This is a genomic window from Actinoalloteichus spitiensis RMV-1378, from assembly GCF_000239155.1.
Taxonomy (GTDB): Bacteria; Actinomycetota; Actinomycetes; order Mycobacteriales; family Pseudonocardiaceae; genus Actinoalloteichus_B; species Actinoalloteichus_B spitiensis.
In genome coordinates this window covers 1-12,709 of record NZ_AGVX02000493.1, presented here as the reverse complement: position 1 = coordinate 12,709, position 12,709 = coordinate 1, and the positions used below count along the sequence as shown (strand labels likewise).

10 protein-coding genes are annotated in these 12,709 nt (G+C 69.8%); 1 reads left to right on the top strand and 9 read right to left on the bottom strand.

The genetic code is table 11. The features are described from left to right. The 3 genes from ACTIDRAF_RS0220130 to ACTIDRAF_RS0220115 form a co-directional block, all read right to left on the bottom strand. A partial coding sequence (locus tag ACTIDRAF_RS0220130; RefSeq protein WP_016700521.1) for an ATP-grasp domain-containing protein occupies positions 1–988 on the bottom strand: 988 nt, incomplete at its 3' end. 370 nt (positions 989–1,358) lie between these two features. Next, positions 1,359–2,684 carry an NAD(P)/FAD-dependent oxidoreductase gene (locus ACTIDRAF_RS0220120; RefSeq protein ID WP_026066311.1) on the bottom strand — a complete coding sequence of 442 codons (1,326 nt, stop codon included), beginning with the start codon at positions 2,682–2,684 and terminating at the stop codon, positions 1,359–1,361. A 184-nt stretch (positions 2,685–2,868) separates the two neighbouring features. Then, a complete protein-coding gene (locus tag ACTIDRAF_RS0220115) occupies positions 2,869–3,615 on the bottom strand; it encodes a uracil-DNA glycosylase (RefSeq protein WP_016700518.1) in 747 nt (248 codons plus the stop codon). 149 nt (positions 3,616–3,764) lie between these two features. Between ACTIDRAF_RS0220115 and ACTIDRAF_RS0220110 the strand changes: the two genes are divergently transcribed. Continuing rightward, positions 3,765–5,270 (top strand): S10 family peptidase, encoded by a 1,506-nt coding sequence (locus tag ACTIDRAF_RS0220110; protein ID WP_016700517.1) that lies wholly within the window; start codon positions 3,765–3,767, stop codon positions 5,268–5,270. Between the two features lie 146 nt (positions 5,271–5,416). Here ACTIDRAF_RS0220110 and ACTIDRAF_RS0220105 read toward each other — a convergent pair whose 3' ends face one another. From ACTIDRAF_RS0220105 to ACTIDRAF_RS0220080, 6 genes are all read right to left on the bottom strand, one after another. Then, positions 5,417–6,463, bottom strand: a complete 1,047-nt coding sequence (locus ACTIDRAF_RS0220105; protein ID WP_016700516.1) for an ABC transporter ATP-binding protein — start codon at positions 6,461–6,463, stop codon at positions 5,417–5,419. Further along, positions 6,456–7,430 (bottom strand): ABC transporter ATP-binding protein, encoded by a 975-nt coding sequence (locus ACTIDRAF_RS0220100; protein ID WP_039788376.1) that lies wholly within the window; start codon positions 7,428–7,430, stop codon positions 6,456–6,458. The genes ACTIDRAF_RS0220105 and ACTIDRAF_RS0220100 overlap by 8 nt, the downstream gene beginning before the upstream one ends. Positions 7,431–7,536: 106 nt before the next feature. Next, a complete protein-coding gene (locus ACTIDRAF_RS0220095) occupies positions 7,537–8,517 on the bottom strand; it encodes an ABC transporter permease (protein WP_016700514.1) in 981 nt (326 codons plus the stop codon). Further along, positions 8,510–9,436, bottom strand: a complete 927-nt coding sequence (locus ACTIDRAF_RS0220090; protein WP_016700513.1) for an ABC transporter permease — start codon at positions 9,434–9,436, stop codon at positions 8,510–8,512. The genes ACTIDRAF_RS0220095 and ACTIDRAF_RS0220090 overlap by 8 nt, the downstream gene beginning before the upstream one ends. Positions 9,437–9,658: 222 nt before the next feature. Beyond that, positions 9,659–11,272, bottom strand: a complete 1,614-nt coding sequence (locus ACTIDRAF_RS0220085) for a peptide ABC transporter substrate-binding protein (protein WP_016700512.1) — start codon at positions 11,270–11,272, stop codon at positions 9,659–9,661. 285 nt (positions 11,273–11,557) lie between these two features. Then, positions 11,558–12,514 (bottom strand): Ppx/GppA phosphatase family protein, encoded by a 957-nt coding sequence (locus tag ACTIDRAF_RS0220080; protein ID WP_016700511.1) that lies wholly within the window; start codon positions 12,512–12,514, stop codon positions 11,558–11,560. Between the last annotated feature and the right edge of the window lie 195 nt (positions 12,515–12,709).

Here is a 12,709-nt window from a genome sequence, read left to right as displayed (position 1 = left end):
CGCCGTCGAGCCGCCAGTGGCGGGCGAGCGCGACCAGGGTCGCGGCGAGCGGTCGGGGGGCTTCGACGGCTTCGACGGTGACGGCGTCCGGGTCCTGCCACAGCTGGGCCGGGTCCAGCTTGCGCACGCGGTAGGTGATCAGCTCGCCTCCGACGACGAAGACCCTCAGTTCCTCGTCCGCGTCGAGGTGCTGTTGCACGATCACGGGAGCCGGCTCCACGACGTCCCGGGCCCTGCTGGGGTCGAGCGGCCGGGGGAACAGCCCGTGGAGCGCGCCGGGCCGGGGTTCGAGCAGGTGGCGGCCGGCGGACTTCACGAGGCACCGGCCGCCGCCCGGTCGGTTCCGGGCGGGCCGGGTGGTCACGGCGGTGCGCGGGACGCGGAGCCCGAAGGACGCGGCGTCGTCCAGCTGGCTGAGCCGGTCGAGGTTGCGGGTGTGGCGGGGGCTGTTGACATGGCACCAGTCACCGCGGACGGACAACCAGTCGGCGACGGCGGCCCACTGCTCGATCGCGTAGGCGCCGCGCAGCGAACGGGCGTCGGCGGGAACGGCGGCGATGTCGAAGTGGCGGCGCCAGACCAGCAGGGGACGCAGGAGCCGGTTGCCGAGTTCGACCAGCGGCGCGTCCGGGTAGACGGTGAGCGGTAGCTCGAGGCAGCGGTCGGCGTCGATGCGGACCAGCCGGATGTCCCGCTCCGCCAGCGCCAGGGAGAGCTCGTTCATCTCCATCTCGGCGGCGCGGGCGAGCACGAGGACGCAGGGTTGCGGCTCGCCGGCGCTGTCTGCCGCCCCCTCGTCGACGAGGTCGGCCGCGTACATGCGCTCCTGGAAGTCGAGGCAGGTGCTCGGGGCGCGGAAGAAGTAGTCCTGGCCCTGGAGCAGCAGCGGAGCCGTCAGCACCTCACCCAGGGCGTTCGACGGGGACGGGGGAACGGGATCGGCCTGACCGGGCGGAGGCGCTGCCGCGTCCCCGCCGGCTGGGATCACGTCAGTCGTCCTTCTTCCGGAAGATCTTCTGTTCCCTGGCGTACTCCGCCGCGTACTCGGCGAGCGCTCCGTCCTCCGCTTGACCCGAACGGAGCAGCGCTGCCAGCTCTTTCAGCGACATGGAGGATCACCCTCTTTCCGACGCGCGAAACCACACCCTGAAGTGGATCAACGGGCAGTAGTTTCGGGTTCGGCTTACTCACTGTCAAGTTGAACGAGAAACATTATCGCTCGACTGGACCATCTGAGCGAGGGTTGACAACAGAACTACTACAAGAAGTGGCGAGGCGCCCGGGCGATCAGAGCAGGGCGCTCGACCGAACGGCGCACCTGGGCGGGAACCACGCTGTTTCCGCCTTGGTGGCACAACTCACTTGGCGGTGGCCCTGGCGAACTCGGCCTTGGGGTCCTGGATCTGCCCCATGGAGATGACCTCGCGGCGCAGCAGCAGGGCGAGCGTCCAGTCGATGACGATGCGGACCTTGCGGTTGAAGGTGGGCATGCGGCTCATGTGGTAAGTCCGGTGCATGAACCACGCGGGGAAGCCCTTCAGCTTGATCCCGTACACGTCCGCGACACCCTTGTAGAGGCCAAGGCCAGCGACCGAACCCACGTGGGCGTGCTTGTACTGCCGGGTCGGCTTGCCCCGCAGGGAGGCGATCAGGTTGTCCGCGAGCTGCCGCGCCTGCCGGACCGCGTGCTGGGCGGAAGGGCTGCACGTCGCGTTCGGGTCCGTCTCGGCCTTGGACAGGTCCGGAACCGCCGAGCAGTCCCCCGCCGACCACACGTCGGAGGTCCCCTCGACCTGGAGGGCGGCCGTGCAGCGAACCCGGCCCCGCTCATCGAGCGGCAGGTCGGTGTCCCGGAGCATCGGGTTGGCCTTCACGCCCGCAGTCCAGACGATGGTGTCCGCGTCGAACTCGGTGCCGTCGGAGAGGACGACGTGGCCGCCGACCATGCTCTCCACGCGCGTCTCCAGGTAGCAGCGGATCCCGCGCTCCTCCAGCCGGCGCACCGTGTACACACCCATCTTCGGGCTGACCTCGGGCATGACCCTGTTCGCGGCCTCGACGAGGACCCACTGGACCTCGGACTGCTTGATCGAGGGGTAGTAGCGGACGGCGTAGCGGGCCATGTCCTCCAGCTCGGCGAGCGCCTCGATCCCCGCGAAGCCCCCGCCGATCACCACGAAGGTCAACAGCTTCCGGCGCACCTCCGGGTCCTGCGTCGAGGCGGCCTGGTCCAGCCGGGACAGCACGTGGTTGCGGAGGTAGATGGCCTCACCGACCGTCCGGAAGGCGATCCCCTCTTCAGGGAGCCCGGGGATCGGGAGCGTCCTGGCCACCGAACCGGGCGAGACGACCAGCTGGTCGTACTCGATCTCCTCGACCACGCCGTCCTGGTTCTCGACGGTCACCGCCTTGCGGGCGTGCTCGATGCGCGTGACCCGCCCGGTCACCACGTGGCACCGGCGCAGGGTGCGCCGGAGCGGGACCACCACATGCCGGGGCTCGATCGAACCGGCCGCCGCTTCGGGGAGAAACGGCTGGTAGGTCATGTGGGGCTGCGGGTCGATGACCGTGACAGAGGCCTCCCGCCCGCGCAGCTTTGACTGTAGGCGCAGGGCCGTATACATTCCGACGTATCCACCGCCGACGATCACAATGCGCGTCGGTCCGGACTTCACACCAGCCATGCCTCCATGGTTGCACCGGCGACGTCACCCGAACCGTTCAGTGGTGGCTCAGTGTGACCCGGCTCGCTCTCCACTCCCTGCGGAAACGCTGCTCAGAGCGGGGAATCGGACAAAACGCCAGCCTGAACGGGCTACCACGAACGGCCCAACCGGCCTTCGTTCCCCTGGCCGAGCGTGAGGTGTCTCATTCCGCGATGTTGGCCACCCCCGCCGCCACGCGCAGCCGGTCCTCCACCATCTCCTGGCTCAGACGGCCGGTCGAGGTGTTCCGCTGGCTCACGTGGTAGCAACCCAACAGGTGCAGCGGGCCGCCCTGCGACACCGGGGGCAGCACCACGTGGGCGTCGTGCGCGAAACGGGGGCGGGGCCGGGGGACACGCCAGCCCGCGGCGGCGAGCACCGGTAGGACCGCCTGCCACCCGAACCCGCCCAGCACCAGCACCGCCCGCAGGGTGGGCCGCAGCAGTTCGAACTCCCGGGCCAGCCACGGCCGGCACGTGTCCCGTTCACCTGGGGTGGGCCTGTTGTCCGGAGGCGCGCAGTGCACGGGCGAGGTCACCCGCGTGGATCGCAGCCGCAGCCCGTCGCCAGGCCGAACCGAGTCCGGCCTTGACGCCAACCCGGCCCGGTACATCGCCGCGTACAGCACCTCGCCCGAACGGTCACCGGTGAACATCCGGCCCGTGCGGTTCCCGCCGTGCGCGGCAGGGGCCAGCCCGACGACGGCCAGTGCCGCGTCCGCCGGCCCGAAACCGGGCACCGGCCGCCCCCAGTACTCCTCGTCGCGGAAGGCGGCCCGCTTCACCCGGGCCACCTCCTCCCGCCACGCCACCAGGCGGGGGCAGGCTCGGCAGGTGGGCAGGACCTCGTCCACCTCGCCGATCCCGGTCAGGGTGGGCGCGACCCCGGCGGGCCAGTGCGTTTCCTCCATGTCTCCACCCTGCCCGCCAGCGCGTTCCGCCATGTCCCGCGACACCCGGGCGGGGAACGCGGGCCGGCGGCCGCGCGCACGCCTCCGGCGGCCCGTCGTGACCGGATGGTTCTCGCGGAGCCGCGCGTCCGCTCCGTAGGCTGCGGCGCATGGCGAACACCGAGAGCGCGAGCGCGCCGAGCGAGCGGGAGGACCACGCCGCCGACGCGTCGGCCACCCGCACGGCGCAGACCCCGACCGACGACCTGGTCACCACCCAGCACAGCCTGACCGTGGGCGAGCGCACCCTCCCCTACACCGCGACCACCGGTCGCGTCGTCTTACGGGAGGAGGTGCACACCGACGGCGTGTTCGACGGGCACCGCCCCAAGGCGGAGATCTTCGTGACCAGCTACACCCTGGACGGCGCCGACCCCGGCTCGCGGCCGGTGACCTTCGCCTTCAACGGTGGCCCTGGCTCGTCCAGCGTCTGGCTGCACCTCGGCGTGCTAGGACCCCGCCGGGTGCTGATGGGCGACGCCGGCGACCTGCTCCCCCCGCCCTACGGGCTCGCCGACAACCACGAGACCCTCCTCGCGCACAGCGACCTGGTCTTCATCGACCCCGTCTCCACCGGTTACTCGCGGGCCGCCGAGGGCGAGAAACCGGATCAGTTCCACGGTTTCCGGGGCGACCTGGACTCCATCGGTGAGGTCATCCGGCTGTGGACCAGCCGCAACGGCCGGTGGATGTCGCCGAAGTTCCTCGCGGGAGAGTCCTACGGAACCCTGCGGGCCGCCGGCCTGGCCAACCACCTCCAGTCCCGGTACGGGATGTACCTCAACGGGCTGCTGCTGATCTCCAGCGTGCTGGACATGGGCACCATCCGATTCACCAAGGGCAACGACCTGCCCTACTCGCTGTTCCTGCCCACCTACGCGGCCATCGCGCACTACCACGGCCTGCACGGTGACCGGCCGCTGCGCGAGGTGCTGGACGAGGCCGAGGCGTACGCGGCCAGGGACTACCCGTGGGCGCTGGCCCGGGGCGCCCGGCTCACCAGCGAGGAACGCGCCGAGGCGGTCGCCACCCTCGCCCGGCTCACCGGGCTGTCGGAGAAGTACGTCGACCAGGTGGACCTGCGGATCGAGCACATCCGCTTCTTCACCGAACTGCTGCGCGAACGCGGCGAGGTCGTGGGACGGCTGGACGGGCGGTTCCGGGGTTGGGAGGCCGACGGCGGGTTCGAACGGTTCACGGCCGACCCGAGCATGAACGCGATCACCGGCCCCTACAGCGCGGCGTTGAACCACTACCTGCGCTCCGAACTGGGCTACCACAACGACCTGCCCTACGAGGTCCTCTCCCGCCGGGTGCAGCCCTGGTCCTACGCGGAGTTCGAGGGCGCGCACGTGCAGTCCTCGGACGACCTGGCGACCGCGATGCGCACCAACCCGCACCTGCGGGTGCACGTCGCGTGCGGCTACCACGACGGCGCGACGCCCCACTTCGCCGCCGAACACGTGTTCGCGCACCTGCCGATCCCCGCCGAGCTGCAGGACAACGTCGAGTTCCGCTACTACGAGGCGGGCCACATGATGTACGTCCACGAGGAGTCCAGGGTCCAGCAGTCCGCCGACCTCGCCGAGTTCATCGAGAGCACCCTGAACGGCTGACGTCCCCCCGACGGACAGCACACCGACTGGTGGGAGCGGGGCCGCGTGCCTCACGGCGCCTCGCCCACCGCTGTCCCGGAAGGTTGGAGAGGCGGACGGGGCGGCGTTCCACGCGGAACGCCGCCCCGTCACCTGCTCACCCGCCTTTAGGCCACGACCTTCGGCTTCTCCTCCGGGAAGTGGCACGCGCTCGGATGCGCCGCGCCCTCGTCACCACCGGGCCAGGTGGCACCCTCCACCGGGGACGTCCCCGGGTCCACCAGCGGCGGCGTCTCGGTGGCGCACAGGTCCCGCGCCTTCCAACACCGGGTGCGGAACCGGCACCCCGAGGGCGGCGACACCGGGCTGGGGACGTCGCCGGTCAGCCGGATGATCTCCCGCTGACCGCGCAGCGACGGGTCCGGCACCGGAACCGAGGACAGCAGCGCCTGGGTGTACGGGTGGGTGGGGTGCTCGTAGATCTGCTGCTCGGTCCCCATCTCCACCATGCGGCCCAGGTACATGACACCGACCCGGTCGGAGAGGTGCCGCACCACGGACAGGTCGTGCGCGATGAACACGTACGACAGGGAGAACTCCCGGCGCAGCTCGGCGAGCAGGTTCATCACCTGCGCCTGGATCGAGACGTCCAGCGCCGACACCGGCTCGTCGCAGATGATCACCTTGGGTCGCAGCGCCAAGGCCCTGGCGATGCCGATCCGCTGCCGCTGCCCGCCGGAGAACTGGTGCGGGTAGCGGTTGGCGTGTTCGGGGCTGAGCCCGACGACGTCCAGCAGCTCGCGCACCTTCGCCTGCCGGTCGCCCTTCGGCGCCACCTCGGGGTGGATCTCGAAGGGTTCCCCGACGATGTCCCCGACCGTCATCCTCGGGTTCAGCGAGGTGTACGGGTCTTGGAGGACGATCTGGATGTCCCGGCGCAGCTTCCGCAGCGCAGCCCCGCGCAGCGAGAAGATGTCCTGGCCCTCGAACATCGCCGTGCCCGAGGTCGCCGGCTCCAGGCGCATCAGCACCTGCGCCAGGGTCGACTTGCCGCATCCGGACTCACCGACCACGCCCAGGGTCTCACCCTTGTTGAGGTCGAAGGACACCCCGTCGACGGCCTTGACCTGCCCGATGGTGCGGCGGAACAGCACGCCGCGTTTGACGGGGAAGTGCTTGACCAGGTCACGCACCTGGAGGATCGGCTCACTCATCGCGCATCAACTCATCACTACGGTGACAGGCGCTGACGCGCCCCTCGGCGATCGTCAGCAGCTCGGGGTCCTTCTCCCGGCAGAGGTCGATCGCCAGCGGGCACCGGGGGTGGAACGGGCAGCCCTCCGGGATGGCGGTCAGGCTCGGCGGAAGACCCTTGATGGTGTTCAGTTCCTGGCCGCGCTGGTCCAGCCTCGGCATGGAGTCCATCAGCGCCCGCGTGTACGGGTGGCCGGGCTTGCGGTAGATCGAGTGGACGTCGGCCTCCTCGACGATCCGCCCGGCGTACATGACGGCGATCCGGTCGGCGACCTCGGCGACGACGCCGAGGTCGTGGGTGATCAGGATCATCCCCATGTTCCGCTCACGCTGGATCTCCGCGAGCAGGTCCATGATCTGGGCCTGCACCGTGACGTCGAGCGCGGTGGTGGGCTCGTCCGCGATCAGCACCTCGGGGTCCAACGCCAGCGACATCGCGATCATCGCGCGCTGCCGCATGCCGCCGGAGAACTCGTGCGGGAACTGCCGCACCCGGCCCTTGGCGTTGGGGATGCGCACCAGGTCGAGCAGTTCGATCGCCCGCTTCCGGGCGTCCTTCCTGCTCATGCCGCGCCGCTTGCGGAGTTGTTCCTCGATCTGGAACCCGACGGTGAACACGGGGTTCAGCGCGGACAGCGCGTCCTGGAAGATCATGGCGATGCCCTCGCCCCGGACCTCCCGCCGCCGGCTGGCGCTGGCGGTGAGCAGGTCCTCACCCCGGAAGCGGATCTCCCCGGCGGTGATGGCGGCCGGCGGCATCTCCAGGATGCCCATCACGGTGTTGGCCGTGACGCTCTTTCCCGAGCCGGACTCGCCCAGCACGGCGAGCGTCTCCCCGGCGTCCACGTGGTAGCGGACCCCGTTGAGCACCCGGGCCACCCCCTCCTGGGTGCGGAACTCCACGTGCAGGCCGGAGACCGCCAGCAGCGGTTCGGAGCCCTGCTGGACGACGGCCGGCGCCGCCGGGTCCTCGAGCGGAGACGGGTTCGGCGACTCCGCCGACTGTCCCTCCGTTGACACGTTCGGCACCTCCTTATCGCATCTTGGGGTCGAGGGCGTCGCGCACGGCGTCACCGAGCATGACGAACGCCAGCACGGTGACGGCCAGCGCGCCGGCCGGGAACAGGAGCATGTGCGGGGCGATCCGGATCAGTTCCTTGGCGTCACTGATCATCACGCCCCAGGACACCACCGGGGTCCGCAGCCCGACGCCGAGGAACGACAGCGTCGCCTCCAGGGCGATGTAGGTACCCAGGGCGATGCTGCCGTAGACCAGCACCGGGGCCAGGGTGTTCGGCAGCAGGTGCCGGAAGATGATCCGGGTCGGGCTGGCGCCCAGTGCCCGGGCCGCCTTCACGTAGTCCTGCTGTTTCGCGGTGAGCGCGGCGGAGCGCATGATCCGCATCGTCACCGGCCAGGACAGCACGACGATCGAGAAGATGACCTGGAAGATGATCCGCACCGGGCCGTAGGACGTGCCCGGCGGGTTGAACGTCGACAGGATGACGATCGCGCCGAGCACGAACGGCAGGCCGAAGAACACGTCGGCGAACCGGGACAGGATCGCGTCAAGCCAGCCGCCGTAGAAGCCGGCGAACAGGCCGACGAGGCTGCCGAGCAGCACGGTGCCCAGGGTGGCGAGCACCCCGACCACCAGCGAGGCCCGAACCCCGTGGATCACCCGGGCGTAGATGTCCCTGCCCTGCTGGTCGTAACCGAACCACGCGTCGGCGGAGGGCGTCTGCCTGGCGAGGGAGAGATCGGCCTTGGTCGGGTCCACCGAGGTGAACAGACCGGGGAAGAGCGCCATCACCGTGAGGAACAGGATGATGACCGCCGAGATGATGAAGATCGGCCTGCGGCGCAGGCTCACCCACGCGTCGCCCCACAGGCTCCGCTGCTTGCCGTCGTCGGCTCCGCCGCCTGGCCGGGCGCCGTGCCCCTCGGCGGTGATCTCTTCCTGTGCGCGGGTCTCCATCTTGCCCGCGCTGGCCGCGGCCGTCGGGTCAGTCATAGCGAATCCTCGGGTCAAGTACCGCGTAGAGCAGGTCCACGAGCAGGTTCATCACCAGGTAGACGATCACCAGCAGCACGACGACCCCGGTGACCGTGGTGCCCTCCTGCCGGGCGATCGAACGGAAGACGAGGCCTCCGATGCCGTTGATGTTGAAGATGCCCTCGGTGACGATGGCGCCGCCCATGAGGGCGCCGAGGTCGGTGCCGAGGAAGGTGACCACCGGGATGGCCGAGTTGCGGAGCAGGTGCACTCCCACCACCCGGTGCTGCGGCTGCCCCTTGGCGACGGCGGTGCGCACGAAGTCGGCGCGCTTGTTCTCGGCGATGCTGGTCCTGGTGAGCCGCGCCACGTAGGCCATCGACACGCTGGCCAGCACGAATCCAGGTGCCAGGAGCTCCCCCCAACTCGCGTTCCCCGACACCGTCGGCGCGATCCAGCCGAGCTGGAGCCCGAACACGGTCTGCACCAGGTAACCGGTGACGAAGGTGGGGATGGCGATCAGGAACAGGGTGGAGACGAGGACGAGGTTGTCCATGAAGCCCCGACCGCGCAGGCCGGTGAGGATGCCGGCGATGACACCGATCAGCGCCTCGAAGAGGAGGGCGATCAGCGCGAGCCGGATGGTGACCGGGTAGGCGTTGCTGATCAGCGTGCCCACCGAGGTGCCGGAGAAGGTCTCCCCGAAGTCCCCCTGGAGCAGGTTGAGCAGGTACTTGCCGTACTGGATGAACAGCGGGTCATCCATGTTGAACTTCTCACGCATGACTGCCACGAACGACTCGGGGCAGGGGCGTTCGCCGCACTTGCCGGCGAAGGGGTCTCCGGGCAGCGCCCAGACCAGCAGGTAGATCAGGAACGTCGTGCCGATGAAGACCGGTATCAGCTGTAGCAGTCGTCTGGCCACATAGCGGCCCATGGGTCCTCCTGAACCCCGTTCCGTTCGTGGTGGGTGGGGCCCGGACGGCGGAAGGGCCGGGACCGTGCCATCTGGGCCACGGTACCCGGCCTGTTCACCTGTCCGAGCCCGTCCGTCCGGTGACGGTGGCGGGCGAGGTCGGTGCGGGGGGTGTGTTCGATCCCTCACGCCGACGGGCCGAACCGCACGTGCGATCCGACCCGTCGGTGCCGGTCAGTCGGCTCAGGCGAGGGACAGCGAGAGCACGTCCAGCGTACGGAGCGGGTTCAGGTGCACGTTCTCGACACGGGTCGAGTGGCCGGCCTGGCCCTTGTCGTCGAAGACCGGGATGGAGGGCATGTCCTCGTTGATCATCCGCTCGGCCTCCATGTACAGCTCGGTGGCCTCCTCGACCGACGAGGCCTGGTCGGCCTCGTCGAGCTTGGCGTCGACCTCCGGGTTGCTGTAGTCACCGTCGTTCGAGGAGGCACCCGTGCGCAGCAGCGGGGTCAGGAAGTTCTCGATCGACGGGTAGTCGGCCTTCCAGCCGGTCCGGTACATGGTGGTGAACTCGCGCGCGTTGGCGATCTCGCGCTGCACGTTGAAGGTCTGCACCGGCTCCGGGTTGCAGCCGATCTCCAGCGTGTTCGCGATGCTGTTGCAGGCGGCCTCGACCCACTGCTGGTGGTCACCGTCGGAGTTGTAGGTGATGCCCACGTCGCCGGTGTAGCCGGACTCGGCGAGCAGCTGCTTGGCCCGCTCGGGGTCGTAGTCGCAGTACTCGCACTGGCCCTCGGGGTCGTCGAGCAGGACGGCGGGCACGCGGCTCTGCGCGGGCAGGCGGTTGCCGAAGAAGATCTGCTCCGCCATCTCCTCGCGGTTGATCGCCAGGGAGAGCGCGCGGCGGAGGTTGACGTCCTCGTAGACCTCGTCGTAGAGCGGGAAGCTCAGGGTGTAGCTCAGGAGCAGGTCGACCTCCAGCGTGCGGCCCTCGAGGTCGGTCTTCCAGGCGTCACCGGCCAGCGCCGACACGGGGATCTGGTCGAGCACGTCGAGGTCGTTGGAGACCACGGCGGTGTAGGCCGCGTCGAGGCTCTGGTAGACCTTGTAGGTCAGGTTCTCGATCTGCGGCTGCTGCTCACCCGCGTAGTCCTCGAACCTGGTGAGCTTGATCTCCTGGTCCGGGACGCGGGAGACGAACTGGAACGGGCCGTTGCCGATCGGCTCGGCCTCCCAGGCCTCCTGGTCCTCGAAGAACGCCTCGGGCAGCGGCGCGTAGGCGCTGTAGCCGAGGGTCTCCGGGAAGATCGCGAACGGGGCGGAGAGCGTCACCTGGAAGGTGTGCTCGTCGATGACCTCGAGGCCGGACATGGTCTCGGCGGTGGGCTCCTCGCCCTCGTCCGCCGGGTGGACGTCCTCGTAGCCCTCGATCTTCTCGAAGAAGCTGGCGTTCAGCGCGCCGTTGGGGGCGTAGGCCACCCAGTTCCAGGCGTCGACGAAGCTCTGCGCGGTGACGTCGGTGCCGTCGTGGAACTTCCAGTCGTCCTTGATCGTGATCGTGAAGACCCGACCGTCCTCGTCCGCCTCGATGGACTCCGCGACCTCGTTGATCGACGAGGCGTCCTCGTTGTCGTACCGCACGAGCATGCTGAAGATGGTGTCGACCACACGGCCGCCGCCAGTCTCGTTGGTGCCGCCCGGGATCAGCGGGTTCTCCGGCTCCGTGGTGAACACGGTCACCTCGGAGTTCGGGTCGGCGGCGCTGTCACCACCGTTGTCGCCTCCACCACACGCCGTCAACAGCAGCGCGGCCGCCGTTGGGAGTGCGATGAAGGCGGTCCTTCGCCCTGCTCGCATGGAACGTCCTCCAGCTCGTGCCACGACGGGTCGCCGTGGCAGGTGGGGTCGGCCAGGTGCGGCCGACCCGGTTGACGGGTTTCGATGTAGCGACCGTAGTCACTATCCGCAGCCAAGCAAGGGGTCACGGATTACGAAGTCGCCACAGGATCACCCGAAAATCAGATCGCATTGAAACACCCAGAGCAACCGTAGGCACGAAGCGTTACAGAAGGCTGAGCGCATATCCGCCGGACAGCGGACAGGTTATGCCTCCGATGGGGGCAACCTGACGGTGGGTACCCGTCAGCGCGCGATGGACAGCGCGATGCCGTCCAGGATGTCGTGCTCGCTGACCACCAGCTCGTCGATACCGGCGGTAGCCCTGACCTGGTCGGCGAGCTCGGCGACCACCACCGCTCCCCCGGTGATGACGTCCACCCGCCCTGGGTGGATGACCTGTTCCTCCGACCGCCGTGCGTGCGAGGAGGTGACCAGCCAGTCGGTGACCGAGGCAATGCGCTCGTGGGCCAGGCGGGACAGGTGGATGGCGTCCGGGTCGTACGCCGCCAGCCCCTGGGCCAGCCCGGAGAGCGTGGTCACCGTGCCGGCGACTCCCACCCAGGTGGTGGCCGCGGCCACCGGGACCTCGGAGAAGGCCGGGGCGGTGACGTCGCGGACCACCGCCCGCGCGGCGGCCACCTGCTCGTCGGTGGGCGGGTCGTCCCGCAGGCAGCGCTCGGTGAGCCGGACGCACCCGATGTCCACCGATCGGGCGGCGCGGACGCTGGCACGGACGCCGTCCCAGTCGCCCAGCACGAATTCGGTGGACCCCCCGCCCACGTCCACCACGAGGAAGGGGCCGTCGGCCGGGTCGAGGTCGGCGACCGCACCGGCGAAGGACAAGCGGGCCTCCTCCTCACCGGTGATGACCTCGGCCTCCGTCCCGAGGGTGTCGCGGACCATCGAGAAGAAGTCCTCACGGTTGCGGGCGTCCCTGGTCGCGGAGGTGGCGACCATCCGGACGCGGTCGACCGAGGACCTGTCGATGATGTCGGCGTACTCGGCGAGGGCGACCCTGGTCCGCTCGACCGCCTCCGGCGCGAGCCGACCGGTGGCGTCGACGCCCTGCCCCAGGCGCACGATCCGCATCTCCCGGCGCACGTCGGTCAGGCTGGTGCCCCCGCCCTCCCGCGCGCTCACGTCGGCGATCAGCAGGCGGATGGAGTTGGTACCGCAGTCGATCGCGGCCGTTCTGGGCATACCTGGCTCCTCAGCAGCGGGGACGGAGGTCCAGTCTGCAACGGCGGGGTTCCACCGCGACCAGGGGTCGCGTGCCCGGTGCGGTCACCGCTCCAACCCGTTCCGGCGGCGGGGGACGGCCACCACGGCGGGCCGGCCGAGCACGGCGGCCGGGGCGGCGAGTCCCCCCTGGCCGGGAGCCCCGCCGTCCTCCCC

Excerpts from the sequence above, each read along its gene's own strand:
- ACTIDRAF_RS0220120 (WP_026066311.1), bottom strand. The coding sequence starts at position 2,684 with ATGGCTGGTGTGAAGTCCGGACCGACGCGCATTGTGATCGTCGGCGGT.
- ACTIDRAF_RS0220115 (WP_016700518.1), bottom strand. The coding sequence starts at position 3,615 with ATGGAGGAAACGCACTGGCCCGCCGGGGTCGCGCCCACCCTGACCGGG.
- ACTIDRAF_RS0220110 (WP_016700517.1), top strand. The coding sequence starts at position 3,765 with ATGGCGAACACCGAGAGCGCGAGCGCGCCGAGCGAGCGGGAGGACCAC.
- ACTIDRAF_RS0220105 (WP_016700516.1), bottom strand. The coding sequence starts at position 6,463 with ATGAGTGAGCCGATCCTCCAGGTGCGTGACCTGGTCAAGCACTTCCCC.
- ACTIDRAF_RS0220095 (WP_016700514.1), bottom strand. The coding sequence starts at position 8,517 with ATGACTGACCCGACGGCCGCGGCCAGCGCGGGCAAGATGGAGACCCGC.
- ACTIDRAF_RS0220090 (WP_016700513.1), bottom strand. The coding sequence starts at position 9,436 with ATGGGCCGCTATGTGGCCAGACGACTGCTACAGCTGATACCGGTCTTC.
- ACTIDRAF_RS0220085 (WP_016700512.1), bottom strand. The coding sequence starts at position 11,272 with ATGCGAGCAGGGCGAAGGACCGCCTTCATCGCACTCCCAACGGCGGCC.
- ACTIDRAF_RS0220080 (WP_016700511.1), bottom strand. The coding sequence starts at position 12,514 with ATGCCCAGAACGGCCGCGATCGACTGCGGTACCAACTCCATCCGCCTG.